The sequence below is a fragment of the Phycicoccus endophyticus genome (assembly GCF_011326735.1).
Lineage (GTDB): Bacteria > Actinomycetota > Actinomycetes > Actinomycetales > Dermatophilaceae > Phycicoccus > Phycicoccus endophyticus.
On the sequence record NZ_JAANCN010000012.1, the window covers coordinates 63047 to 87584 of the forward strand.

Here is a 24538-nt window from a genome sequence, read left to right on the forward strand (position 1 = left end):
CTCACGGTGTGTACGGGCAACATCTCCCGGTCCCCGTACGCTCCGGCCCTGCTCGCCGACGGTGTCGCCGGCGCCCGGCCGGGCGCTGACGGAGGTGCTGATAGCGGACGGCGCGGCGCCGGCGTGTGTCACCGAGGTCGAGGACCCGGCGGGTCGGGACGACGACGCGTTCGCCCGAATGGCGCGCCAGGTCGACGCGGCGGCGCGGACCACCGTCCGCTGGGGGGGGGGGGGCTCAGTTCCCGCGCTGAGCGAGCTGCGCGCCGTACGCGCGGCAGGCGTCCCACGTGGGCAGCCGGCCGGCCTTGAGGGCCTCGGCGAGCGTCGGCGCGTCGGCGTCCTTGGGCGACAGCAGCGGGGTGGCCCCGAGCGGCCAGTCGATGCCCACGTCTGGGTCCAGCGGCGTGATGCCGCGCTCGGCCGAGGGGGAGTAGGCCGCGGTGCACAGGTACAGGGCGGTCGTGTTGTCCTCGAGGGCGCAGAAGGCGTGCCCGAGGCCCTCGGCGAGGTACACGGCCTGGCGCTCGGTGGTGTCGAGCAGCACGGAGTCCCACTGCCCGAAGGTCGGTGAGCCGGTGCGCAGGTCGACGACGACGTCGAGCAGCGAGCCGGCGAGGCAGGTGACATACTTCGCCTGGCCCGGGGGGACGTCGGTGAGATGGATCCCGCGGACGGTGCCGCGCGAGGACACCGAGACGTTCGTCTGCACGACGTCGGGCCGGTAGCCGAGGTGCTTGGCCAGCAGGTCGCCCCGGAAGGACTCCAGGAAGACGCCGCGGTCGTCGCGGTGCTGGCGCGGGGTGACGACGTAGGCGCCCTCGATGGCGAGCGGCGTGACCTCCATCAGCGATCACCTCGTCCGCGGGCGAGGCAGGTGTGCAGGTAGTCACCGTAGCCGGACTTGGCCAGGGCGTCCCCGAGGGAACGGAACTCGTCGTCACCGACCCATCCGGCCCGCCACGCGACCTCCTCGACACAGCCGACCTTGTAGCCCTGCCGGGCCTCGACGACGTGCACGTACTGGCTGGCGTCCATCAACCCGTCGAAGGTGCCGGTGTCGAGCCACGCGGTGCCCCGGGGCAGGACCGTGACCGTGAGGTCACCGCGCTGCAGGTAGGCATCGTTGACGGCGGTGATCTCCAGTTCGCCGCGGGTGCTCGGCGTAAGGCCGCGGGCGATGCCGACGACGTCGTTGTCGTAGAAGTACAGGCCCGGGACGGCGAAGTTGCTCCTGGGTCGCGAGGGCTTCTCCTCGATCGAGAGCACCCGTCCGTCGTCGGCGAACTCGACGACGCCGTAGGCGGTTGGGTTGCTCACGTGGTAGGCGAAGATGTGGCCGCCGCGGACGTCGGTGAGGGTGCGCAGCGCGGTGCCGAGGCCCGGGCCGTGGAAGATGTTGTCGCCGAGGACGAGCGCGACGGAGTCGCCGCCGATGAAGTCGGCGCCGATGAGGAACGCCTGGGCGAGGCCCTCCGGCCGCGGCTGCACGGCGTAGGTCAGCTCGATGCCCCACCGCGACCCGTCGCCGAGGAGCCGGTGGAACTGGTCGGCATCCTCCGGGGTGGTGATGACGAGGATCTCGCGAATTCCGGCCATCATGAGCGTCGAGAGCGGGTAGTAGACCATCGGCTTGTCGTAGACCGGCATGAGCTGCTTGGAGATGCCGAGGGTGATCGGATGCAGCCGGGTTCCCGAGCCTCCGGCGAGGACGATCCCCTTCATGGCACGCGACCCTACCGAGCGCGGGCGCCGGGTACGACCGTGGCTGCCCGGTAGCCTGGGAGGTATGCGAGTCCTCGTCACTGGCGGCGCCGGCTTCATCGGCAGCAACTTCGTGCGCTGCACGCTCGCGACCCGCCCGGATACCGAGGTCACCGTGCTCGACGCGCTGACGTACGCCGGGTCGAGGGCCAACCTCGCGGAGGTGGCCGACCGGGTGCGGTTCGTCGAGGGCGACGTCGCCGATGCCTCGGTCGTCGCGCCGCTCGTCGCCGGGTCCGACCTCGTGGTCCACTTCGCCGCCGAGTCCCACAACGACAACTCGCTCGAGGACCCGAGCCCGTTCGTCCGCACCAACCTCGTCGGCACGTTCACCCTCCTCGAGGCGGCGCGGCGGCACGACGTCCGCTACCACCACGTGTCGACCGACGAGGTCTACGGCGACCTCGAGCTCGATGACCCGACGAGGTTCACCGAAGCCACACCGTACGCCCCGTCGTCGCCGTACTCGGCGAGCAAGGCGGGCTCGGACCACCTCGTGCGCGCATGGGTGCGCTCGTTCGGGCTGCGGGCGACGATCTCGAACTGTTCGAATAGCTACGGTCCGCGCCAGCACGTCGAGAAGTTCATCCCGCGGCAGATCACGAACGTCATCGACGGGCTCCGCCCGAAGCTCTACGGCGACGGGCTCAACGTGCGCGACTGGATCCACGTCGACGACCACAACGACGCCGTGTGGACCATCGTCGAGCGCGGCCGGGTCGGCGAGACGTACCTCGTCGGTGCCGACGGCGAGGTGAACAACCGCGACGTCGTGCGCATGGTGCTCGAGCTGATGGGTCGCGACCCCGACGACTACGACCGCGTCACCGACCGGGCAGGGCACGACCGCCGCTACGCCATCGAGGCCGGCAAGCTGCGCTCCGAGCTCGGCTGGCGGCCCCGGTATGAGACGTTCCGCGACGGGCTCGCCGCGACGATCGAGTGGTACCGCGAGAACGAGGCCTGGTGGCGCCCGGTCAAGGAGGCCACCGAGGCGAGGTACGCCCGCTCGCAGCAGGTGCTGAGCCGCTGATGGCGCAGTGGCTGGTCGTCGGTGCCGACGGCATGCTCGGAACCGACCTCGTCGAGGTCCTGCGGGCCCGCGGCCACGACGTGGTCGGCGCTGACCTGCCCGACATCGACATCCTCGACCCCGCCTCCTGCGCGCGGTGGGTCGAGGGGGACGTCGTCGTCAACTGCGCGGCGTACACCGCGGTCGACGCCGCCGAGGCCGACGAGCCACGGGCCTTCGCCGTCAACGCCGTCGGGGCGGCTAACCTCGCGCGTGCGGTCGCCGCCGCGGGCGGGGCGTTGGTGCAGCTCTCCACGGACTACGTCGTCGCCGGCGACGGGTCGTCCCCGTGGCCGGCCGACTCGCCTGTGGCTCCCTCCTCGGCGTACGGGCGCACCAAGGCGGCGGGGGAGTGGGCGGTGCGCGCGGAGTGCCCGCGCACCTGGGTCGTGCGCACCGCGTGGCTCTACGGCGCGCACGGGAAGAACATCCCCTCGACCGTGGCCCGGCTGGCCCGCGAGAGGGACACGTTCAGCTTCGTCGCCGACCAGGTGGGGCAGCCGACGTGGACCGTCGACCTCGCCGAGGGCATCGCGCGCGTCGTCGAAGCGGGGGCGCCGTTCGGCACCTGGCATGGGACGAACGGCGGCGAGACCTCGTGGCACGGGCTCGCCCGGGCGGTGCTCGAAGAGCTCGGGCTCGACCCGTCACGCGTGACGCCCGTCTCGACCGACGCCTACCGGCTGCCGGCGCCGCGGCCCGCGTACAGCGTCCTGGCGCACGACATGTGGGCGGCACACGGGCTCGAGCCGCTGCCGCACTGGCGGGACGCCCTGCACCGCGCCGCGCCCACGCTCTTCCCCGAACTCGCCCGGTAGGTCGGTGTCGGGGGCGCGGTGGACGGCGCCGAGGTCGCTAGGGTCGGGACATGCTCGCCGTCACCGCCACCTCCCAGTCCGCCGACGACCCGCTGAGCGGCCTCGAGGTCGGGGAGCGGCCCGAGCCCGAGGTGCCGGAGGGCTGGGCCGCCGTCCGGCTGCGCACCGCGGCGCTCAACCACCACGACGTGTGGTCGCTGAGGGGCGTGGGCCTGCCGGCCGACCGGTTGCCGATGGTCCTCGGCTGCGACGGCGCGGGCACCACCGAGGACGGTGAGGAGGTCATCGTCCACGCGGTCGTGCCCTCGCCGGGCTGGGTCGGCGACGAGACCCTCGACCCCCGGCGGACCCTGCTCTCCGAGCGCTACGACGGCACCCTGGCCGAGACGGTCGTCGTGCCGCGGCACAACCTCGTGCCCAAGCCCGAGCAGCTGTCCTGGGAGCACGCCGCCTGCCTGCCCACCGCGTGGCTGACCGCCTACCGGATGCTCTTCACCAACGCCGGCGTGCACCCCGGCTCGACCGTGCTCGTCCAGGGCGCCGCAGGAGGAGTGGCCACCGCGCTCGTCCAGCTCGGCTCGGCCGCGGGCATCCGGATGTGGGTGACCAGCCGGGACGCGGCCAAGGGCGAGCAGGCCCGCGCGCTCGGTGCCGACCGGGCGTTCGAGTCCGGCGCGCGCCTCCCCGAGCGGGTCGACGCCGTCATGGAGACCGTCGGTGCCGCGACGTGGTCGCACAGCATCAACAGCCTGCGCCCGGGCGGCACGGTCGTCATCTCCGGTGCCACCTCCGGCGACGCCCCACCCAAGGCCGAGCTGACGAAGATCTTCTTCAAGCAGCTGCGGGTGGCCGGGTCGACGATGGGGACCCGGGAGGAGCTGGAGCGGCTCGCCCGGTTCGTCGTCGGGGCGGGCATCGAGCCGCTCGTGGACTCGGTCCGGCCGCTCGCCGAGGCCCGCGACGGGTTCGCCCGGATGGTCGAGGGCGCGGTGGCCGGCAAGGTCGTCTTCACCGTCGGGTGAGCGCGGCCCCCGGCCCGCTCAGCCGAGCTGGAGCCACTCGCTCCAGCCGTTGTGCAGGACGAGCCAGGCGATCAGGCCGTACCCGGCCTGGCCGGGGTGGTGCGGGATGCTCGAGGCCGCCAGGTCGGTGCGCCACTGGTCGTGGCCGAGCAGCGGCCCGTAGCAGTCGACGAACGGCACGCCCCGCCGCGAGCAGACGTCGGCCTGGGCCTCGACGAGCACCTCGAGGCGCTCGTTGAGCTCCGCGTCGTCCGAGGGGGGAGGGCTGACGACGAACGTCCCGACGCCGGTGCTCGCGGCGTCGTCGAGCAGGTTGGCCAGGTTGAGCCGGTGGCGCGCGAGAGTGATGCCGCGCAGGATGTCGCTCGTGCCGACGGAGACCACGAGCCGCCGCTCGGTGCGCCCGACCCAGCGGCGCGGCACCTCGGTGACCCAGCGTTCGAGCAGGTCGGCGGAGGTGTCGCCGCGGACCCCGAGGTTGTAGGGGTTGAGGGTGACGTCGGGGTGCTGGGTGCGCCCGACGACCCGGGTGACCCAGCCCTGGCCCTTGGGGTCACCGACCCCGGCGACGAGCGAGGCCCCGAGGAAGACCAGGGCGAGGTCGCGCGGCCCCTCGGGCACGACGGCGGCCTGCGCGCTCGGGCGGAACTCGATGGGGGCCGACCCCTCGGCCCCGTCGTGCGCGTCGGACATGACCTCGCTCACTCGTCCTCGTCGTCCAGTCGGGCCAGCCAGGTGGCCAGCCGCTCCACGGGCACCTCGAACTCCGGGTGGAGGTCGACGAACGTCCTCAGCTGCTCGGCGAGCCAGTCGAGGCTGACCTCCTCCTCGCCCCGCCGCGCCTGGAGCTCCTCGATGCCGCGGTCGGTGAAGTACACGGCGGGAAGCCTACCGGCGGGTGAACCTCACCTGTCGAAGGCGCGGGCGACGAGGTCGGCCTGCTCGGCCTGGTGCTGCTTGGTCGAGCCGGCCGCGGGGGAGGCCGAGCGCGGGCGGGAGACCACCCGGATCGGACGCTCCTCGCCGTGGGCCGCGAGGGCCTCGGGCAGGTTGAGCGCGAGGAAGGGCCAGGCACCCATGTTCTCCGGCTCGTCCTGGACGACGACGACCTCGGCCTCGGGGTAGTCCGCGAGCGCCGCGGCGAGCTCGGCGCCGGGCACCGGGTAGTACTGCTCGAGCCGCAGCACGGCCGTCGCGGTGTCACCGCGGCGCTCGCGCTCGGCCTCGAGGTCGTAGACCGCCTTGCCGGCGGCGAGCAGCACGCGCGTCACCCGGCCCTCGGTGGCGCCCTCCCGGTCGGGCAGGACCGGGCGGAAGGTGCCGCTCGTGAAGTCCTCGACGCTGCTCGCGGCCGCCTTCATCCGCAGCATCGACTTCGGGGTGAAGACGATGAGCGGCTTGCGCGGGCGGGCGTAGGCCTGCCGGCGCAGCAGGTGGAAGTACGACGCGGGGGTCGAGGGGTAGGAGACGGTCATGTTGCCCTCGGCGCACATCGTGAGGAAGCGCTCGATCCGGCCGCTGGAGTGGTCCGGCCCCTGCCCCTCGTAGCCGTGGGGGAGGAGGAGGACGACCGAGGAGCGCTGGCCCCACTTCTGCTCGCCGCTGGAGATGAACTCGTCGATGACGGTCTGGGCGCCGTTGAAGAAGTCGCCGAACTGCGCCTCCCAGAGCACGAGGGCGTCGGGGCGCTCGACGGAGTACCCGTACTCGAAGCCCATCGCCGCGAACTCCGACAGCAGCGAGTCGTAGACCCAGAACCGCGCCTGGTTGCCCAGGTAGAGCAGCGGGGTCCACTCCGAGGCGTTCTCCTTGTCGATGAGCACCGCGTGCCGCGAGACGAACGTGCCGCGTCGGGTGTCCTGGCCACACAGGCGCACGGGCGTGTTCTCCATGAGCAGCGAGCCGAACGCGAGCAGCTCCCCGGTGCCCCAGTCGATGCCGCCCTCGCGGGTGCTCTTGGTGCGCTTGTCGAGCATCTGGCGCAGCTTGGGGTGGACGGTGAAGCCGGGAGGCGGCGAGCTGAAGGCGTCGCCGATGTGGTGCATCGTCTCGAGGCTGATCGCCGTGTCGGTGGCCGAGTGGCTCGTCCGGTCGGCGTAGGGCGCCTGGGCAGCCGGCGGCTCGAGCCCGGAGCCGGCGTCGGCCGGACGGCCGGACTCGGCGTCGCGCTCGGCCGACTTCAGGGCCTCCTTGGTCTCGACGAAGACCCGCTCCAGCTGCTGCTGGTAGTCGCGCAGCGCGGCCTCGGCGTCCTCGACGGTGATGTCGCCGCGGCCGATGAGGGCCTCGGTGTAGAGCTTGCGGACGCTGCGCTTGGCCTCGATGAGGTTGTACATCAGCGGCTGGGTCATGGACGGGTCGTCGCCCTCGTTGTGGCCCCGGCGGCGGTAGCACACGAGGTCGATGACGACGTCCTTGTGGAACTCCTTGCGGAACTCGTAGGCGAGCTCGGCGACCCGCACGCAGGCCTCGGGGTCGTCGCCGTTGACGTGGAAGATCGGCGCCTGGATCATCCGGGCGACGTCGGTGGAGTACGTCGAGGAGCGCGAGCTGCTCGGCGAGGTCGTGAAGCCGACCTGGTTGTTGATGACGACGTGCACCGTGCCGCCGGTGCGGTAGCCGCGCAGCTGGCTGAGGTTGAGGGTCTCGGCGACGACGCCCTGGCCGGCGAACGCCGCGTCCCCGTGGAGGAGGACCGGCAGGACGGTGAAGTCCTCGCCGGCGAGGTTGAGCCGGTCCTGCTTGGCCCGCACGATGCCCTCGAGGACCGGGTTGACCGCCTCGAGGTGGCTGGGGTTGGCGGCCAGGTAGACCTTCGTGGTCTCTCCGGACTCGGCGGTGAACTCGCCCTCGGTGCCGAGGTGGTACTTGACGTCGCCGGAGCCCTGGACGGACTTGGGGTCCTGGCGGCCCTCGAACTCGCGGAAGATCTGGCCGTAGGACTTGCCGGCGATGTTCGCGAGCACGTTGAGCCGGCCGCGGTGCGGCATCCCGATGCAGACCTCGTCGAGCCGGTCCTCGGCGGCCCGGGAGAGCACCCGGTCCAGGAGGGCGATGACCGACTCGCCGCCCTCGAGCGAGAAGCGCTTCTGGCCGACGAACTTGGTCTGCAGGAAGGTCTCGAACGCCTCCGCCGCGTTGAGCCGGCGCACGATGCGCAGCTGCTCCTCACGGGTGGCCTTGGCGTAGCCGACCTCGACCTTGTCCTGGATCCAGCGCCGCTGCTCGGGGTCCTGGATGTGCATGTACTCGACGCCGACGGTGCGGCAGTAGGAGTCGCGCAGGATGCCGAGGATCTTGCGCAGGCGCAGGAACGGCCGGCCGCCGAAGCCGCCGGTGGCGAAGTCGCGGTCGAGGTCCCACAGGGTCAGGCCGTGGTTGGTGATGTCGAGGTCGGGGTGGCGGCGCTGCTTGTACTCCAGCGGGTCGGTGTCGGCCATGAGGTGCCCGCGCACCCGGTAGGCGTGGATGAGCTCCTGGACCCGGGCGACCTTGTTGATGTCGTCGTCGTGGGTGGCCGAGACGTCGCGCACCCAGCGGATCGGCTCGTAGGGGATGCGCAGGCTCTCGAAGATCTCGTCGTAGAGGCCGTGCTCGCCGAGGAGGAGGTTGTGGACGAGACGCAGGAAGTCGCCGGACTGGGCGCCCTGGATGATCCGGTGGTCGTAGGTGCTCGTCAGGGTGAGGATCTTGCTCACGGCGTTGCGGTTGAGCGTCTCCTCGCTCGCGCCCTGCCACTCGGCGGGGTAGTCCATCGCGCCGACGCCGATGATCGCGCCCTGGCCCTGCATGAGCCGGGGGACGGAGTGCACGGTGCCGATGGTGCCGGGGTTGGTCAGCGAGATCGTCGTGCCCTGGAAGTCCTCGACGGTGAGCTTGCCGGCCCGGGCCTTCTTGACGACCTCCTCGTAGGCGGTCCAGAAGTGGGCGAAGTCCATCGTCTCGGCGGCCTTGATCGACGGCACGACGAGCTGGCGGCTGCCGTCGGGGCGGGCGAGGTCGATGGCCAGGCCGAGGTTGACGTGCGCCGGGGCGATGAGGACCGGCTTGCCCTTCTCGTCGTGCGTGAAGCCGTTGTTCATCTCGGGCATCTCGGCGAGGGCCTTGACGAGGGCGTAGCCGATGATGTGGGTGAAGCTCACCTTGCCGCCGCGGCTGCGGGCGAGGTGGTTGTTGATGACGATCCGGTTGTCGACGAGCAGCTTGGCCGGCACGGCGCGCACCGAGGTCGCCGTCGGGACCTCGAGCGAGGCCTCCATGTTCGTCACGACGCGCGCGCTGGCACCCCGGATCGGCTGGCGCTGGGACTCCTCGAGCGGGCCGGACTCCTTGGGGGCCTGCGGCTCGCGCGGGGTGGGGGAGGGCGCCTTCTGCTCGGCCGGGGCGTCGGCCTTCTTGGCCTCCGGCTGCGCGCTGCGCGCCTGCGGGGCCTGGGCCGCCTTCCGCTCGGGGGCCGCGCCGGCCTTCGCGGTGCTCGCGGGGGCGCTCGTGGTGCCCTTGGTGCCCTCGGCCTTGACCGGCGCCGTCTTCGCGGGGGCCGCCTTGCCCTTCTCGGGGGCCGCCGATGTCCCCGCAGGCTTGCCGTTGGTGCCCCGACCGGAGGTCCGCCCGCCCCAGGCCGCGTCGCCGGGCTCGTAGTCGGCGAAGAAGCTCCACCACGCCTTGTCGACGCTGTTCTTGTCCCGCGTGTACTGCTCGTACAGCTCGTCGACCAGCCACTCGTTGGGTCCGAAGGCGGTCAGGGGGTCGCTGGACGGGGACTGCTCGGCCACGGGCTATGCGCCTCTTTCGTCGGCTGGTCTCGGGGCGGTCGTGGATGCCTCGTACCAGCCTATTACGCGCGCGTGACGCCGGGACGGCCGCACGGCGAGCGGTCCCGAACGCGCGGCGACCGGTGGGAAGGCTCCCACCGGCCGCCGCGAGACTTCGCCGTGCGGGGTCAGGCGATGTCGGCCCGCGAGGTGCGCCAGATGCCGATGCCGGCGAGGACGACGGCGTAGGCGGTGAGGGTGAGTGCGCCGCCCCACCAGTCGAGCCGCGCCGTGCCGCTGCCGTCCTGGACGGCGTTGACGATGGCGTTCGTCGCCTGGGTGGGCATGAACTGGACGACATGCTGGGCGCCCCAGTCCCAGAAGCCCAGCAGGACGCTGGCGAGGGGCTCGACGATCCAGGCGACGCCGATGCCGATGAGCAGGGCCGCGACCTGGTTGGGGATGAGGATGCCGATGCCCAGCCCGATGAGCGCCCACAGCCCGAGCACGAGCAGGCTGAGCGCGAGCGTGCGCACGATCTGGGTGGAGGGGAACGCGTCGACGTCCCGAAGGCCGAGAACGACGGCACCGACCGACACCGAGCCCGCGAGGCTGACCAGCCCGTAGACCGCCCCGATGACGAGCAGAGCCACGACCTTGGCGAGCATCGCGCGCACCCGGCGCGGGGTGGCCAGGAACGTCCCGGTGATCGTCTTGTGGCGGTACTCGGAGCCGATCTGGAGCACGCCGATCGTGAGCAGGAGCAGGTACCCGATGGACAGCCCGGCGGTGTAGACGCTGTTGGCGATCTGCTCGGCGTCGCCCGTGGGCATGCCGCCGGGGCCACCGCTCTGGCCTGCGAGGTCGGAGGTGAAGGCGTAGGCGAAGAACGCGGCGAAGAGGGCACCTCCCACGAAGATGCCGATCGCCATGCCCCACCACATCCGGGTCGTGAAGAACTTGCGCAGCTCGGAGCGGATCGCGCCGACCATCACTCGTTCGCTCCTTCCTCGCCGGTCATGGCGTCTCGCTCGAGTGGGACGGCCGGGCTGCCGGCGGCGCCCGCGCCGAGGTTGCGGTTGGTGCCCTCGGTCAGCTCGAAGAACAGCGCCTCGAGGTCGGCCGTGCGCGGGGCGAGCCCGTACACGGGCAGCCCGGCACGCAGTGCGACGTCGCCGACGAGGCGCAGGTCGGTGGTGTCCGCGACGAGCGAGCCGTCCTCGGCGACGGTGCTCGTCACGTCGGCGACGCGCAGTGCCCCCGCGAGCGCGGCCGGGTCGGACGTCTGCACGAGCGCCCCGGGGGTGCCCCGGAGCCCGGCCATCGGCCCGGAGCGCACGAGCCGCCCGTTGGCGATGATGACTACGTCGTCGACGGTCTGTTCTACCTCGCGCAGCAGGTGGCTGGAGACGAGGATCGTCTTGCCCTGGCCGCTGAGGTGGCGCAGGAAGCCGCGCAGCCAGCGGATGCCCTCGGGGTCCAGCCCGTTGGCCGGCTCGTCGAGCACGAGCACCTCGGGGTCGGCGAGCAGGGCCGCCGCCAGGCCGAGCCGCTGGCGCATCCCCATGCTGTAGCCGCCGGCGCGCTTGCGGGCGGCCGCGGGGATGCCGGTGAGCTCGAGCAGCTCGTCGACCCGGCTGGCCGGGACGTCCGCGGTGTCGGCGAGCACCAGCAGGTGGTCGCGCCCGCTGCGCCCCGGGTGGAAGTTGGTCGCCTCGAGCGCGGCGCCGACGCTCGAGAGCGGGTGGGGCAGGTCGACGTACGGGTGCCCGCCGATGGTGGCCGTGCCGCTCGTCGGGCGGATCAGCCCGAGGAGCATGCGCAGCGTGGTGGTCTTCCCGGCGCCGTTCGGCCCGAGGAAGCCGGTGATCCGGCCGGGCTCGACGGTGAAGCTGAGGTCGTCGACGGCGGTGAAGGTGCCGAAGCGCTTGGTCAGCCCGGTGACCTCGATCAGGCCCGCGCGCGTGGTCGTGGCGGTGGTCATGGTCTCGTCCCTCGCGTCATGGGCTCGATCCTGTCAGTCCGGGGCCCGGGGCGCGTCACCCGGCGGGTGGACGCGCGCGTCCCCCCTCGGGTGGAGGGCGCGGAACCGGGCCGCTCGCCCGTACGCTGGAGCGGACATGCACCCTCCTCCACCTCCACGGCGATGACTCCCTGGCTCCTGCTGCTCCTTGGGGTCGTCCTCACTCTGGGCACCGCCCTGTTCGTCGCGGCCGAGTTCTCCCTCGTCGCCCTCGACCGTCCGGCGGTGCAGCGCGCTGCCGACGCGGGGGAGGCCGGGGCCCGCTCGGTCCTCGTCTCCCACCGGCAGCTCTCGACCCAGCTGTCGGCCTGCCAGGTCGGCATCACGCTGACGACGCTCGTGCTCGGGTTCATCGCCAGCCCCTCGGTCGGCGAGCTGCTCGTCGGCCCGCTGGGGTCGCTGGGCCTCGGTGAGGGCGCGGCCTCCTCGGCCGCGTCGGTCCTGGCGATGCTCGTGGCCACCGTCTTCTCGATGATCGTCGGCGAGATGGTCCCGAAGACCCTCGCCGTCTCCCTGCCGATGGCCACCGCGAAGATCTCCGCGGGGCCGGTGCGCTGGTTCGGTGTCGTCGCCACGCCGCTCATCGCGGTGCTCAACGGGGTCGCCAACCGGACCCTGCACGCCCTCGGCATCGAGCCGCAGGAGGAGCTCTCGGCCGCGCGCAGCCCCGCCGAGCTCGCCTCGCTCGTGCGGACCTCGGCCGAGGCCGGCACCCTCGACCACGGCACGGCGCGGCTGGTCACCGCGTCGCTCGGCTTCGCCGACCAGACCGCGGCCGACGTCATGACCCCGCGCTCGCGGGCGACCTCGATCGACCGCACGGCCTCCGCGGCGGACCTGGTCACCCTGGCCCGCCGGACGGGGCACTCCCGCTTCCCGGTGCTCGGCTCGGACTGGGACGACGTCGACGGCATCGTCCACGTCAAGAAGGCCATCGCGGTCCCGTTCGAGCGCCGGGCCGACGTGCCGGTGTCCGCGCTGATGACCGAGGCGGTCTTCGTCCCGGAGACCCTGCGCCTGGACCCCCTCCTCGTGCGGCTGCGCGTCGGGGGGATGCAGCTGGCCGTCGTCGTCGACGAGTACGGCGGCACCTCCGGCGTGGTGACCCTCGAGGACCTCGTCGAGGAGATCGTCGGCGAGGTGAGCGACGAGCACGACCGGGGGCAGACGACCGGGCGCCGGCTGCCGGACGGCTCGTGGACCGTCCCGGGGCTGTGGCGTCCGGACGAGGTGCGCTCGCGGGTCGGCGTCGAGGTGCCCGAGGGGCCGGCCTACGAGACCGTGGGCGGCTACGTCATGGCCGCGCTCGGGCGCGTGCCCCGGGTCGGTGACGAGGTCGTCGTCGACGGCTGGACCGCGCGGGTCGTCGACATGGAGGGCCACCGGGTCGACCGGGTGCGGCTGCTCCCGACCCGCCCCGTCCTCGCGCCGCCCGCCGACGGTCGCAGCGGTGGTGAGAGCTCGTGACCACCGTCGTCGTCACCGTCGTGCTGCTGCTGGCCAACGCCTTCTTCGTCGGCGCCGAGTTCGCCGCGATGTCCGCGCGGCGCAGCCAGCTCGAGCCGCTCGCCGAGGCCGGCAGCTCCGGTGCGCAGGTCGCGCTGCACGCGCTGCGCCGCACCGGGCTCCTGCTCGCGACGGCCCAGCTCGGCATCACGGTGTGCTCGGTGCTGCTCGGTGCGGTCTCCGAGGCCGCCCTCCACCACGCCCTCGAGCCCGTCGCCGAGCACCTGGGGCTCTCCAGCGTCGTCGCCGACGTCGTCGCGCTCGCCGCGGCGCTGACCATCGTCGTGTTCCTCCACGTCGTCTACGGCGAGATGATCCCGAAGAACATCTCCATCGCCCAGCCCGAGCGGGCCGCGGTGCTGCTCGTGCCGCCGCTGGTCTACGTCTCCAGGGTCGTCGCCCCGGTCATCCACGGCATGGACTGGGTCTCCAAGGCGGCCGTGAGGCTGCTCGGCGTCGAGCCGAAGGACGAGGTTTCGGCCGCGTTCACCGCCGAGGAGGTCGCACACATCCTCGACGAGTCCCGCGACGAGGGCCTCGTCGGCGACCAGGACTACGAGCGGCTCGGAGCGGCGCTGGAGTTCAGCGACAAGGACGCCGCCGACGTCGCGGTCTCCCTCGACGCGCTCGTCACCGTCACCCCGGCGGCCACGCCGCTGGAGATCGAGCGGCTCGTGGCCAAGCACGGCTTCTCCCGCTACCCGGTGCGCGACGGGGGCGGCGAGCTCTCGGGCTACCTGCACCTGAAGGACGTGCTCTACGCCGACGACGAGGAGCGCCACGAGCCGGTGCCCGGCAAGCGGGTGCGCCGGCTGGCGACCGTCCAGCCCGGCGACGAGGTCGAGGCCGTGCTCCAGACGATGCAGGCCAGCGGGTCGCACGTGGCCCGGGTCGTCGCCGAGGACGGCACGGTGACCGGGGTGGTCTTCCTCGAGGACGTCATCGAGGAGCTCGTCGGCGAGGTCTCGGACGCCTCGCAGCGCTGAGCGGGGCCGGGCGCGGCGTCGGGGTCGGCTCGCTCAGACGGTCTCGACCGCGCAGCCGGCCGCGCGCAGCGCCTCGACCATCCTCGGGTCGGCACCGGCGTCGGTGACGACGAGGTCGAGCGCCTCCGGCCCGCACACCTGGAACGTGCCCCGCCCCGGGAGCTTGTCGCCGTCGGCGAGGAGGACGACCCGTTCCCCGGCGGTGACGAGGGCGCGCTTGACGGGCACCTCGACCTGGGTGGTGTCGAGGACCGTGCCCTCGCGGGTGACGCCGCTGGCGCCGAGGAAGACCCAGTCGGCGCGGACCTGACGGATCGCGTGGTCGGTGAGCGCGCCGACGAAGGAGTGGTAGGAGCGCCGCAGGGTGCCACCGAGCAGGACGAGCTCGACGTCGCGGTCCTCGCGCAGGGCGTCGACGACGGCGAGGTTGGCGGTGACCACCGTGACCCGGCGGCCACGCAGGGCGCGGGCGAGGTGCATCGTCGTGGTCCCGATGTCGAGGATCACCGTCTGGCCGTCCTCGACCCGGGCGGCGGCGGCCCGGGCGATCCGCCGCTTGCGGGCGGGGTCGCCGGCGGCCACGGCGTCGAACGGGCGGGCCGCGTCGGCATCGGCGACGGGCTCGTCGGTGGCCACGGCGCCCCCGCGGACCCGGCGCAGCAGGCCCAGCCCCTCGAGGGCGTCGAGGTCCCGCCGGACCGTCGCCGCGCTGGCCCCGGTCAGCCCCCGCAGCTGCGCGACGGTCAGCGTCTGCGACGCCCGCAGCCGCTCGACGATGAGCCGGTGGCGGGTGTACTGCACCCGAGCGATCGTAGCAATCGGGGGCGCTCACCAGCGCGCACGAGCGGTCGTCGCGGCCGCGGTCAGTCCCCGCCGATGCCGGAGCGCTCGACGCCCTCGACGATCCACCGCTGGAGGAAGACGAACATGAGCAGCAGCGGCGCGATGGCCACGAGGGCACCCATGAACAGCTGCCCGAAGTCGACCGACTGCGCGGTGAGGAAGGTCGAGAGGGCCACCTGGACCGTCCACGCCTCCTGGCTGCGGCCGATGACGAGCGGCCAGAGGAAGGCGTTCCAGGACTGGATGAAGGTGATCGTCCCGATCGCGGCGGTGAACCCGAGCGAGTTCGGCACGACGACCCGCCAGAACGTGCCCCAGTACGAGAGCCCGTCGAGGAAGGCGGCCTCCTCGACCTCCTTGGGGAAGGAGAGGAAGAACTGGCGGAAGAGGAAGGTCGCGAGGGCCTGGAAGAGCCCGGGGATGATCAGCCCGCGCAGCGTGGAGATCCACCCGAGGGTGGAGACGAGGACGAAGCTCGGCACGAAGGTGACCGCGGCCGGGATGAGCAAGGTGGCGGTGATCGTGTAGAAGACCGCGTTCGACCAGCGGTAGGGGATGCGCGCCAGCCCGTACCCGGCCATCCCCGAGAGCACGAGCACGCCCGCGGTCTGGGTGACGGCGATGAGCAGCGAGTTGACCAGCGAGCGGGCCATCGGCAGCTCGGGGTTGGTGAACAGGTCGGTGAGGTTCGACCACGCCCACGTCGGGGGAAACCAGTGCCACTCGGGGTTGTTGAGGTCCTGGTCGAGGGTGAGTGCGTTGCGGGCGAGCAGGGCGAACGGCAGGAGGAAGAGCAGCGCGGCGAGGACGAGCACGGTGTAGCGCACGGCGGCCGCTGCGCGGTCCTGGGGGCGCTTGGCGACGACGGCCACGTCAGTCCTCCCGCCCGAGGCGCATCGCCCGCCCCTGGACCAGGGCGACGACGGCGATGACGGCGGTGAGGATGACCGCGCCGGCGCTGCCGTGCCCGAAGTCCTGCCCGCGGCCCAGCGCCACGTAGTAGAGGTAGACCAGCGGTGGCCGCGCGTAGGGCGGGTAGGTGCCGAAGGTCGAGAGGATGTTGAAGAACTCGTCGAAGGCCTGGAAGGCGTTGACGATGAGCAGCAGCAGGACGGCGGTCGAGGTGGCGGTCAGCTGGGGGAGGGTGATGTAGCGCAGCGTCTGCCACCCGCGCGCGCCGTCGATGGCGGCGGCCTCGTAGAGCACCGGGTTGATCCGCTGGATGCCGGCGAGGAAGAGGATCATGAAGAACCCGAGCTGGAGCCACAGCCGGGCCGAGACGATGACCAGCCAGTACCAGGGCGGGTCGGTGAGCGAGAGCCAGGGGATCGGCTCGTGGCCGGCGAGGCCGATCGCCGCGTTCGCCACGCCCGAGGCGACGCCGGAGAAGAGCGACATCTTCCACACGAGCGAGGCGACGACGTAGGAGCAGGCCACCGGGAGGAAGAAGACGGACCGGAAGAAGGTCTGCATGACCCGGGTGCGCGCCACGAGCAGGGCGGCCCCGAGGGAGAGGACGAAGGTCGTCGGGACGATGAACGCGGCGAAGACGAGGAAGGTCCCCAGCGAGCTGCGGAACGCGGGGTCGGCGAGCATGTCGGCGTAGTTGCCGAGGCCCACGAAGCGCGAGGGCGTCACCGTGTTGTAGGCGCTGAAGAACGAGAGGTAGACGCTCCAGAGGATCGGGACGTAGATGAACACGACGAGCCCGAGGGCGAACGGCCCGACGAACACCCAGAACCACACGTTGCGGTTCTGGCGGCCACGCAGGCGGGCACCCAGCCCGCGGCGGGCGGCCGGGCGCGTCGGGGCGGCCGTCGTGGTGCTCAGGCGAGCACCCGCTTCACCTCGGGCTCGGCGACCTTCTTGACCGCCGCGATCTGCTCCATCGGGTCTGCGCCGTTCTTGACGATCTTGACCATCGCGTCGCCGAAGGCCGTCTGGCACTTCGGGGTCCACAGGATCGGTGTCTGGGCGTGGCCGTAGTCTGTGGCCGCCGAGGCGGCGTCGGCCGCCGGGCCGGAGGTGAGGGTGTCGGCCTTCGGGATGAGCGAGGTGCGCGAGGGGATGTGGAAGCCGTAGGAGGTCGCGAAGTCCAGCTGGTCGTCGGTCTGGTCGATCCACAGCCACTTGGCGAAGGCCTTGGCGGCGTCGACGTCGCTGCTCTTGGCGCTGACGCAGGATCCGTACGCGCCGACGGGCACCGACTTCTCGCCGCCGTCCATGGCCGGCCACGGCACGACGCCGAAGTCGTCGCCGAGGGCCTTGTCGATGTCGGGGAAGGTCCACAGCCCGGTGAACTGCATGGCGCACTGGCCGGAGGTGAGGGCGGCGGCGTCGTACCAGTCGGTGGGCTGGCCGAGGAGGAGCACCTTGGAGGTCCACAGCTCGCGCAGGACGGCGAGGGCCTCACCGGCACGGGGGTCGTCGAAGCCGAACTCGTTGTCGTCGGTGAGGAAGTCGAACCCGGCCGACCACAGCATGGCGCCGCCCATGAGCCCGGCCCCGCCGTCGTTGCCGAGGAAGAGGCCCTTGACCTTGTCGGTGGTCAGGGCCGAGGCGGCGGCGACGAGGTCGTCCATCGTCTCCGGCGGCTCGATGCCGGCGTCCTCGAGCATCGACTTGCGGTAGACGAGGATCTGCATGTCGATGACCTGCGGGATGGCCCAGATCTTGCCGTCGTAGGTCATCCGCGCCACCGTCGAGGCGTTGAAGTCCTCGACCGTGTCGCCGAACAGGTCGGTCATGTCGACGACCTGGCCGCCCTTGATCATGTCGATCGACGGGCCGTTGCCGTACTCGAAGACGTCGGGGCCGGCGTCGGTGAGCAGGGAGGCGGCCGTGGTCTGGTCGTAGTCGCCCGGGTCCCACTTCACGGTGACCGAGGCGTCGGGGTAGGCCGCCGCGTAGCGCTTGACGGCGTCCTGCGTGCCCTCCTCGCCGTACTGGTGGTACCACTGCGACAGCGCCGGCTTGTCGCCGTCGCCACCGCCGGAGGGGGAGGAGTCGCCGCGGCCGGTGTTCGACCCGCACGCGGTGAGCGCGAGCGAGGAGCCCCCGAGGGCCAGCAGGTGGCGGCGGCTCAGCCGCGAGGTGGGGAGGGTCATCGTGGGCTCCGTTCGTCTGGGCCGAGGGGCGCCGGGTTCGCCCTGACCGTTCCAGCGCGAAAGTGAGCATACCTGCGCGCTCGTGCGTGGAACCGAACCGATGACGGATCGTGACCGTGGCCCGAGCGCGGGCCGCCGGGGGTGGCTACCTGCGGCTCGACCTCACCGGCGAGTCTCGGGCCCGAGGTTCGCGGCGAGCATGACAGTCCGGGACTGCCGGCCGGGTTCGGCGATGCGCCTGAGCAGCAGCTGTCCGGCGGCCTGCCCTACGTCGTACGCAGGCTGGTGGATGACCCGGACCGCCGGAGCGAGCAACGCCGTCCACGGCGCGTCGTCGAAAGCGATGATCTCGACGTCCGAGCCCGGATCGAGCCCCCGCGTGCGCAGGAGGTCGAGTGCCCCGACGGCCATCAGGCTGTTCGCGACGAGGACCGCGTCCACTCCGTCGTTCTCGAGAATCGTGGCCATTGCCGCCCGCCCGCCCTCCTCCTTGTAGTCCCCGTACTGGACCAGGGACTCCTCGGGGGGGAGGTGTGCTTCGCGCAGGGCCTCGCGGTACCCCAGGACCCGCTCTTCCGCCGTGTAGACGCGCCGGGGCCCCGTGATACAGCCGATCCGTCGACGGCCGACGGCCACCAGTCCGGCGACGGCGGCCCGGGCGGCACGGCGTGAGTCGATGAGGACGGCGTCGACATCGAGCCCGGCCGTCAGCGGCCGGTCGACCGCGACGACGGGGATGCCTCGCTCCTGCAGCACGGCGACATCGGTACCCGGCGACGTCGGAGTGATGACCACCCCCGCGGCACGGTACTGCTCGGCGATGCCGATGTAGGCGTCCTCGCGTCGAGGGTCCTCGTCGGTGTTGCACAGCAGCACCGAGTAGCCCGCGGCACTCGCGACGTCCTCCAGCCCCCGCGCCACCTGAGTCAGGAACGGGTTGTTGATGTCGGCGATGATGAGTGCCCACACCTGGGTGCGCTGCTTGCGCAGGCTGCTCGCCAGGGGGTTGGGGACGTACCCGAGCTCCTCGGCGGCCGCGAGGACGCGCTGGGCCGTGTCCGCCTGGACGGACGGGTGCCCGGAGATGGCTCGCGAGACCGTGGCTGTGGACACCCCCGCACGCGCTGCCACGTCCTTCATGGTTGCCATTGACCCTCCCTGATGTAACGGATTACATGTGAGGCTACACGGGCAGGGGATGATGGCGCGTGCCGGAGCGGGGGCGTCGACGTGGCGTAGGCCGGGCCGGGGCAGCTCCCTTCTCATCGATATGCCCGGCGGACCGGGCTTCCCCGGATGGGACCGAGGGCTGACTTTCCCGCGAAAACTCTTGACAGGGCCATCGGCTCCGTGGTGGTCTAGGAATGTAATCGAATACATGCAGCGACGACGCTGCACGGAGGAAGGGACCCCAATGGTGAGGTCATCCAAGCGTTACGTGGGCATCGCGGCTGGTGCGGCGCTCGCGGTCGGGCTGTCCGCCTGTGCCGGTGGCTCCACGGACGAGTCGGAGGGCTCGGCGAGTGGCACCGGCGGTGCATCCACCGTCACGTTCCGGTCCTGGAGCCCGATCGAGCAGACCACCGCCCAGATGGTGAAGGCCTTCACCGACGAGAACGCCGGGACCAGCATCGATGCCACGGTGTTCAACTACCCCGAGTACCTCGTCGACCTGCAGACCCGCGCCTCGTCGAACACCATGCCCGACATCGTCGGTCTGCAGCCGGGTGCGCTGACGCAGCAGTACCGCGACAAGCTCATGCCGCTCCAGCAGTGCGCGAGTGACACCTGGGGGAGCGACTGGCAGAGCAAGTTCTACCCCATCGGCATCGAGCAGGCCCGGATGGGCAACCCCGACGGTGACGAGAACTTCTACGCCCTCCCGCTCCTCGTGCAGACGGTGAACCTCTGGGGCAACTCCGAGATCTTCGAGGACAAGGGCGTCACCGCGCCGACGACCTGGGAAGAGCTCGAGAGCGTCGTGAAGAAGCTCTCGGGTGAGTCGTACGCGCCGTTCATGCTCCCGGCCAAGGACAGCTGGTTGCGCAACGTCGTCTTCCTGCAGATCGCGAACAACATCGAGCCCGGCCTGGTCTACCAGGCCGAGGACGGCACCGACTCGTGGACCAACCCCCGCATCGTCGAGGCGTTCGAGTACTGGAGCAAGCTCTTCACCGACGGGATCGCGCAGAAGGGCGCCATCGGGCTGGACGCCTACCCCAGCGGGGCGAACCAGTTCGAGGCCGGCAATGCCGCGATGATCCCGCTCGGTGCCTGGTGGATTCAGCAGTCCGACCCCAGCCGTGAGGACCTCCCTCCGCTCTCGGAGGGGATGGCCGGCTATGAGCCGTTCCTGTTCCCGACGATCCCGGGCGGTGCCTCCGAGGCCCAGTACGTCGGCGGTATCGACGTCGCCCTGGGGATCTCGAAGGACTCCGCGAACCCGGACCTCGCGTGCAAGGTTCTCACCGACTGGATCGCGGGGGCCGGTGCCCAGAAGCTCGTCAACACGTTCAACGACCTTCCCGCCGTGACCGGTATGAACCCCGAGACCTTCACGAGCGACAAGCAGCAGGAGATGTGGGCGATGTTCACGGAGGACTGGATGCCCAAGGTGCAGTGGTCCCGGTACCTCGAGTCCCCGAAGGTCGACACCGCGCTCGGAGACGCTCTCGCTGGTGTGGCGACGGGAGACCTCACCCCGCAGCAGGCCGCCGAGAAGGTGCAGTCCGCTCAGGACGCTGCGAGCTGACCCCCGCGTCCGAACGACGTGTGGCACCGGGCGGTCGCCGCCCGGTGCCACACGACCGAGAGAGAGCCCCCATGCGCTATCGCCGCCAGGAAGCTGGCACCGCGCTGCTGTTCCTTGCACCGGCGCTCGTGCTGTTCGCCGCCTTCGTCGTCTACCCGATCGTCTACAACGTCCAGGCGAGCACCCTTCGCTGGGACGGGGTGAACGTCGGGCAGTTCGTGGGGCTGGGCAACTACAAGGAGCTGCTCGAGGACCCCGTGTTCGTGACGACCCTGCGCAACTCGGCGTGGTGGATCCTGCTGACGATCGCGCCCCAGGCGATCATCGGGTTCCTCCTCGCGGTCGCGCTCAACCGCAGGCTGCGGGGGCGGGCCGTCTACCGTGCGATCTTCTTCATCCCGGCCATCCTCTCCCCGGTCGTCGTCGGGATCGTCTGGCAACGCATCCTCGACCCGTTCAACGGCGTGGTCGCCTCGGTAGGGCGCCTCACCGGCATCGACGTGTTGACCCAGCCGTGGCTCTCCGACCCCTCGACGGCGATCTTCGCGGCGATCTTCGTCAACGTCTGGATGTGGACCGGCTTCTCGATGCTGTTCTACCTCGCCGGGCTGCAGCTGATCGACACCAGCGTCATCGAGGCCGCCCGGATCGACGGAGCCACGGGCCTGCAGCTCATGGCGAGGATCCTCTGGCCGCTCCTGCGCAACACGCACCTCTCTCTCCTGCTCCTGGGGGTCATCGGCTCGCTGAAGACCTTCGAGCTGGTGTACGTACTCACCGAGGGGGGACCCAACCACGCCTCGGAGATGCTGCCGACCTACACCTTCAAGCAGGCCTTCCAGCTGCAGAGCGTGGGCTACGCGTCCACCATCAGCGTGGTCCTGCTGGTGGTGGCGGTCGTGAGTTCCTTGTCGATGGTGAGGGCGTTCGGGTCCGGCTTCCTGACGGGAGACGAGACATGACACGACGTCGCTACCGCCCCGACGCGAGCGGCCGCCTCCACCTGGTGCTCGTGCCGCTTGCCGCGCTCTGGCTGGTGCCCATCGTGATGACGCTCGGTCTGTCGCTGCTGCCTCGCAGCAACCCGAAGACGACGGCCCTCGGGCTGCTGCCGGAGTCGCCCAGCCTGAGCAACTACGTCGAGATCTGGCAGGGCAACCCGATCCTGGGCCACCTGCTCAACAGCGTGATCATCTCCGTGCCCTCCATCGCCCTGACCATCCTGTTCGGATCCATGAGCGCCTTCGCGCTGGCGCGCCTGCGGGTGCCGCTCAAGGCCGTGATCTTCGGTGCGCTGACCCTGGCGCTGATCCTGCCGATGTCGAGCATCATCGTGTCGACGTTCAAGATCCTGCAGTCGCTCGGGTTGTACAACAACCTGCTGGGACTGGTGCTCGTCTACACGGCGCTGGGGCTGCCCTTCGCGGTGATCATCATCCGCACAGCCTTCCTGGCAATTCCCAACGAGACGTACGAGGCCGCCCTCATCGACGGCGCGAACCGGTGGACCATCTACTGGAAGCTCTACCTGCCGTTGGCCCGCCCGGCGCTCTCGGTGGTCGTGATCTGGCAGCTGATGATGACGTGGAACGACTTCCTGCTGCCCCTGGTGACGCTCAGTGACAACGCCCTCAAGCCGCTGACCCTGGTGCCGCTGGCCTACCGAGGAACCTTCCTGAGCCAGCCGGGCGCGTTGTTCGCGATCCTGGTCCTGATCTCCGTCCCGATCGTGGCGGTCTTCCTCGCAGTGCAGCGGTACCTGGTCAACGGCCTGGCGGGGGCGGTGAAGTGAGCCTCCTCGCCGTCGACATCGGCACCAGCGGTGTCCGCGCCGCGGCGTTCACCGACGACGGGCTCCTGATGGCCCAGGAGTCGACGCAGGCTGCCCTGTCGACGCCCTCTCCCGGGAGGGTGGAGACCGACGCCGAGCAGTGCCTCGCCGACGCCGTGGCAACCCTCGGTCGGGTCGTTGCGCGCGGCGTCCTCGAGGACGACAGGCCGGTGTCGCTGTCGTTCAGCGTGCAGGGCGAGGCAATCCTTCCCGTAGACGCCGACGGACGTGCGCTGGCGCTCGCGCCGGTGAGCATGGATCGGCGCGGTCGGGCGGTGGTGCAGCAGGTCACCGGCGGCGACGAGCGGCGGGTCCAGGAGCTCACGGGCCAGCCGGTGCACCCCATGTTCTCGGTGTACAAGGCGGCGGCGGAGGGCGAGGCGTGGCGTTCGCGGGAGGTCGCCGGGCTGCGGTGTCTGGGTGACTTCGTCGCCGGGCGACTCGGCAGTAGGGCGGCCATCGACTCGACGATGGCCGCCCGTACGGGGGGCCTGGACGTCACACGGGGGACCTGGGCAGAGGACCTGTGGGAGGCAGCTGGCGTCCCCCTCGGGTTCCTCCCGGAGGTGGTGGACCCCGGGACCGTGGTCGGCAGGCTGCACGCGCAGGGCGCGGCGGCCACAGGACTGCCCGAGGGGCTGCCCATCGTGGTCGGGTCACACGACCAGGCCTCGTCGTTCTGGGGTGGGGGTGGCCGACCCGGTCGGGCCTCCGTGATCGCCTTCGGTACCAGTGACTGCCTGACGGTCGGCACGAGCAGCCGTCCTCAGGGCCTCACGGGCACCGGTCTGGCCACCTACCCCGTTGCCGGCGGCTGGCTGACCCTGGCCGGAACGGCCTCCGGCGGATGGGCCCTGGACTGGTTTGCCGAGATGGCCGGCTGTGCCTCGCCGGACGAGCGGGACCTGCTGCTCGCCTCCGCGGCACAGGACCCGAGCCCGGTCCTCGTGCTTCCGTACCTCGCGGGCTCGGGAACCCTGGACAACGACCCGGCCGCGACGGGTGCGGTCATCGGGCTGACCCTCGAGACCACGCGTCCCGCCCTGGCACGGGCGTTCCTCGAGGCCGCCGGCTTCGAGCTGCGGCGGATCGCCCGGGAGCTGCGAGCGCGTGCGGTGGAGGTCGGTGACCTGTGGGCCGTCGGTGGCGGGGCCGCGCACGCAGGCTCGCTCGCCATCCGGGCCGCTGCCGCCGGGCACCGGCTCGCTGCGGGTCAGGACGGGGGCTCCCTACGCGGTGCCGCCCTGCAGGGAGCGGTCGGCGCCGGACTCCACCCCTCCCTGGACGCCCTGCCCCAACCCCAGATCTCCTGCTCGGTGGAGCCGGACCCCCGCCTGGACGAGTGGTACAGCGGCCAGGCAGGGCGCTACGACGCCCTGTACCCCGCCCTGAAGAACCTCGACACCATGACATCGAAGGAGAACCGATGACCGAGTTCGACCTCCAGCAGACCAAGCAGGACGTCCTCGACTACTGCCTGCGCTCGATGGAGTACGGCCTGAACTTCAACACCCAGGGCAACATCAGCGTGCGTCTTCCGCAGCCGGACCGCTTCCTCATCACGCCGACCGACCTCGAGTACGACCGGATGGACGCCGACGACATGGTCGTCGTGGACGGCGACGGCGCCGTTGTCGACGGCCGCCACGAGCCGTCGTCGGAGGTCACGGTGCACCTGGCCGCCTACCGCAGGCGTCCCGACGTCAACGCCATCGTGCACACCGAGCCCGTCTTCGCCAATGTCTTCGGCGTCCTCGGCGAGCCCATCCTGGGCGCCCTGGTCAACATGGTGATCTACACCAAGGGTGACGTGCCGATCATGCCCTTCGCGCTGAGCAACCGCACCGAGTTCGGCGACGCCATGTGCGACGTGATGGGCACCCTCAACGCCGTCGTGTGGGCCAACCACGGCCTGCTGACCGTCGGCCCCGACCTGCGAACGGCGTTCAAGACCAGCGTCGCGGTCGAGAGCGCCGCCAAGGTGCTCCTGCACGCGCGGTCGGTCACCAGCTCGCCCATCGTCCTCGACTACGCGTCGCTGGGCATCACCAGCGCTCTCTGAGGAG

At 71.4% G+C, this 24538-nt stretch carries 22 protein-coding genes; 10 read left to right on the top strand and 12 right to left on the bottom strand.

Annotation, left to right across the window (positions count from 1 at the left end; genetic code table 11):
• Window positions 1-235 precede the first annotated feature (235 nt).
• Together rfbC and rfbA are read right to left on the bottom strand one after the other, a co-directional pair.
• Window positions 236-844, bottom strand: a complete 609-nt coding sequence (gene rfbC, locus G8D98_RS12745) for a dTDP-4-dehydrorhamnose 3,5-epimerase (RefSeq protein ID WP_166103965.1) — start codon at window positions 842-844, stop codon at window positions 236-238.
• Window positions 844-1722, bottom strand: coding sequence for a glucose-1-phosphate thymidylyltransferase RfbA (gene rfbA, locus G8D98_RS12750; protein WP_166103968.1), 879 nt, complete (start codon window positions 1720-1722; stop codon window positions 844-846). Before rfbA ends, rfbC begins: the two co-directional genes overlap by 1 nt.
• A 64-nt stretch (window positions 1723-1786) precedes the next feature.
• On the opposite strand from rfbA, the gene rfbB reads away from it, so the two are divergent.
• Genes rfbB through G8D98_RS12765 form a run of 3 tightly spaced genes read left to right on the top strand, consistent with a single transcriptional unit; the run spans window position 1787 to window position 4673 of the window.
• On the top strand, window positions 1787-2794 hold the full coding sequence (rfbB, locus tag G8D98_RS12755) for a dTDP-glucose 4,6-dehydratase (RefSeq protein ID WP_166103971.1): 1008 nt from the start codon (window positions 1787-1789) through the stop codon (window positions 2792-2794).
• The gene (gene rfbD / locus G8D98_RS12760; RefSeq protein ID WP_166103974.1) at window positions 2794-3651 is read left to right on the top strand and encodes a dTDP-4-dehydrorhamnose reductase; all 858 of its coding nucleotides are present in this window, start codon (window positions 2794-2796) and stop codon (window positions 3649-3651) included. Before rfbB ends, rfbD begins: the two co-directional genes overlap by 1 nt.
• A 50-nt stretch (window positions 3652-3701) precedes the next feature.
• On the top strand, window positions 3702-4673 hold the full coding sequence (locus G8D98_RS12765) for a zinc-binding dehydrogenase (protein WP_166103977.1): 972 nt from the start codon (window positions 3702-3704) through the stop codon (window positions 4671-4673).
• An 18-nt stretch (window positions 4674-4691) separates the two neighbouring features.
• Here the strand turns inward: G8D98_RS12765 and G8D98_RS12770 are convergent, their stop codons facing one another.
• The 5 genes from G8D98_RS12770 to G8D98_RS12790 form a co-directional block, all read right to left on the bottom strand.
• The gene (locus G8D98_RS12770) at window positions 4692-5366 is read right to left on the bottom strand and encodes a GDSL-type esterase/lipase family protein (RefSeq protein ID WP_166104055.1); all 675 of its coding nucleotides are present in this window, start codon (window positions 5364-5366) and stop codon (window positions 4692-4694) included.
• 8 nt (window positions 5367-5374) lie between these two features.
• Window positions 5375-5551 (bottom strand): DUF6104 family protein, encoded by a 177-nt coding sequence (locus G8D98_RS12775; protein ID WP_166103980.1) that lies wholly within the window; start codon window positions 5549-5551, stop codon window positions 5375-5377.
• 27 nt (window positions 5552-5578) lie between these two features.
• Window positions 5579-9445, bottom strand: a complete 3867-nt coding sequence (locus G8D98_RS12780; RefSeq protein ID WP_166103983.1) for a multifunctional oxoglutarate decarboxylase/oxoglutarate dehydrogenase thiamine pyrophosphate-binding subunit/dihydrolipoyllysine-residue succinyltransferase subunit — start codon at window positions 9443-9445, stop codon at window positions 5579-5581.
• 167 nt (window positions 9446-9612) lie between these two features.
• Window positions 9613-10416: an ABC transporter permease subunit gene (locus G8D98_RS12785; RefSeq protein ID WP_166104058.1), complete on the bottom strand. Its 804-nt coding sequence runs from the start codon at window positions 10414-10416 to the stop codon at window positions 9613-9615.
• Window positions 10416-11408 carry an ABC transporter ATP-binding protein gene (locus G8D98_RS12790; protein ID WP_166103986.1) on the bottom strand — a complete coding sequence of 331 codons (993 nt, stop codon included), beginning with the start codon at window positions 11406-11408 and terminating at the stop codon, window positions 10416-10418. Before G8D98_RS12790 ends, G8D98_RS12785 begins: the two co-directional genes overlap by 1 nt.
• A 162-nt stretch (window positions 11409-11570) precedes the next feature.
• Here G8D98_RS12790 and G8D98_RS12795 point away from each other — a divergent pair, with 162 nt between their 5' ends.
• Entirely contained in the window at window positions 11571-12914 is a 1344-nt protein-coding gene (locus tag G8D98_RS12795; RefSeq protein ID WP_166103988.1) for a hemolysin family protein, read from the top strand.
• Window positions 12911-13939, top strand: coding sequence for a hemolysin family protein (locus G8D98_RS12800; protein ID WP_166103991.1), 1029 nt, complete (start codon window positions 12911-12913; stop codon window positions 13937-13939). The genes G8D98_RS12795 and G8D98_RS12800 overlap by 4 nt, the downstream gene beginning before the upstream one ends.
• A gap of 33 nt (window positions 13940-13972) precedes the next feature.
• On the opposite strand, the gene G8D98_RS12805 is transcribed toward G8D98_RS12800, so the two are convergent.
• From G8D98_RS12805 to G8D98_RS12825, 5 genes are all read right to left on the bottom strand, one after another.
• Window positions 13973-14740, bottom strand: coding sequence for a DeoR/GlpR family DNA-binding transcription regulator (locus tag G8D98_RS12805; RefSeq protein ID WP_166103994.1), 768 nt, complete (start codon window positions 14738-14740; stop codon window positions 13973-13975).
• Between the two features lie 62 nt (window positions 14741-14802).
• Entirely contained in the window at window positions 14803-15654 is an 852-nt protein-coding gene (locus G8D98_RS12810; RefSeq protein WP_166103997.1) for a carbohydrate ABC transporter permease, read from the bottom strand.
• 1 nt (window position 15655) lies between these two features.
• Window positions 15656-16528: a carbohydrate ABC transporter permease gene (locus G8D98_RS12815; RefSeq protein ID WP_229661784.1), complete on the bottom strand. Its 873-nt coding sequence runs from the start codon at window positions 16526-16528 to the stop codon at window positions 15656-15658.
• An 80-nt stretch (window positions 16529-16608) separates the two neighbouring features.
• Entirely contained in the window at window positions 16609-17889 is a 1281-nt protein-coding gene (locus tag G8D98_RS12820; RefSeq protein WP_166103999.1) for an ABC transporter substrate-binding protein, read from the bottom strand.
• Between the two features lie 162 nt (window positions 17890-18051).
• Window positions 18052-19020 (bottom strand): LacI family DNA-binding transcriptional regulator, encoded by a 969-nt coding sequence (locus G8D98_RS12825; RefSeq protein ID WP_223179055.1) that lies wholly within the window; start codon window positions 19018-19020, stop codon window positions 18052-18054.
• A 307-nt stretch (window positions 19021-19327) separates the two neighbouring features.
• Between G8D98_RS12825 and G8D98_RS12830 the strand changes: the two genes are divergently transcribed.
• From G8D98_RS12830 to G8D98_RS12850, 5 genes are all read left to right on the top strand, one after another.
• A complete protein-coding gene (locus tag G8D98_RS12830; protein ID WP_166104004.1) occupies window positions 19328-20641 on the top strand; it encodes an ABC transporter substrate-binding protein in 1314 nt (437 codons plus the stop codon).
• 71 nt (window positions 20642-20712) lie between these two features.
• Entirely contained in the window at window positions 20713-21603 is an 891-nt protein-coding gene (locus tag G8D98_RS12835) for a carbohydrate ABC transporter permease (RefSeq protein ID WP_166104007.1), read from the top strand.
• Window positions 21600-22433 (top strand): carbohydrate ABC transporter permease, encoded by an 834-nt coding sequence (locus tag G8D98_RS12840; RefSeq protein ID WP_166104010.1) that lies wholly within the window; start codon window positions 21600-21602, stop codon window positions 22431-22433. The genes G8D98_RS12835 and G8D98_RS12840 overlap by 4 nt, the downstream gene beginning before the upstream one ends.
• Complete coding sequence (locus tag G8D98_RS12845) at window positions 22430-23902, top strand: FGGY-family carbohydrate kinase (protein WP_166104013.1); 1473 nt, start codon at window positions 22430-22432, stop codon at window positions 23900-23902. The genes G8D98_RS12840 and G8D98_RS12845 overlap by 4 nt, the downstream gene beginning before the upstream one ends.
• The gene (locus G8D98_RS12850) at window positions 23899-24534 is read left to right on the top strand and encodes a class II aldolase/adducin family protein (RefSeq protein WP_166104016.1); all 636 of its coding nucleotides are present in this window, start codon (window positions 23899-23901) and stop codon (window positions 24532-24534) included. The genes G8D98_RS12845 and G8D98_RS12850 overlap by 4 nt, the downstream gene beginning before the upstream one ends.
• Window positions 24535-24538 lie beyond the last annotated feature (4 nt).

What these genes read in the sequence shown, in the direction of transcription:
- G8D98_RS12840 (WP_166104010.1), top strand. Translation starts at nt 21,600, where the DNA reads ATGACACGACGTCGCTACCGCCCCGACGCGAGCGGCCGCCTCCACCTG.
- G8D98_RS12765 (WP_166103977.1), top strand. Translation starts at nt 3,702, where the DNA reads ATGCTCGCCGTCACCGCCACCTCCCAGTCCGCCGACGACCCGCTGAGC.
- G8D98_RS12790 (WP_166103986.1), bottom strand. Translation starts at nt 11,408, where the DNA reads ATGACCACCGCCACGACCACGCGCGCGGGCCTGATCGAGGTCACCGGG.
- G8D98_RS12850 (WP_166104016.1), top strand. Translation starts at nt 23,899, where the DNA reads ATGACCGAGTTCGACCTCCAGCAGACCAAGCAGGACGTCCTCGACTAC.
- rfbC (WP_166103965.1), bottom strand. Translation starts at nt 844, where the DNA reads ATGGAGGTCACGCCGCTCGCCATCGAGGGCGCCTACGTCGTCACCCCG.
- G8D98_RS12770 (WP_166104055.1), bottom strand. Translation starts at nt 5,366, where the DNA reads ATGTCCGACGCGCACGACGGGGCCGAGGGGTCGGCCCCCATCGAGTTC.
- G8D98_RS12820 (WP_166103999.1), bottom strand. Translation starts at nt 17,889, where the DNA reads ATGACCCTCCCCACCTCGCGGCTGAGCCGCCGCCACCTGCTGGCCCTC.
- rfbD (WP_166103974.1), top strand. Translation starts at nt 2,794, where the DNA reads ATGGCGCAGTGGCTGGTCGTCGGTGCCGACGGCATGCTCGGAACCGAC.
- G8D98_RS12785 (WP_166104058.1), bottom strand. Translation starts at nt 10,416, where the DNA reads ATGGTCGGCGCGATCCGCTCCGAGCTGCGCAAGTTCTTCACGACCCGG.
- G8D98_RS12835 (WP_166104007.1), top strand. Translation starts at nt 20,713, where the DNA reads ATGCGCTATCGCCGCCAGGAAGCTGGCACCGCGCTGCTGTTCCTTGCA.
- G8D98_RS12795 (WP_166103988.1), top strand. Translation starts at nt 11,571, where the DNA reads ATGACTCCCTGGCTCCTGCTGCTCCTTGGGGTCGTCCTCACTCTGGGC.
- rfbA (WP_166103968.1), bottom strand. Translation starts at nt 1,722, where the DNA reads ATGAAGGGGATCGTCCTCGCCGGAGGCTCGGGAACCCGGCTGCATCCG.
- rfbB (WP_166103971.1), top strand. Translation starts at nt 1,787, where the DNA reads ATGCGAGTCCTCGTCACTGGCGGCGCCGGCTTCATCGGCAGCAACTTC.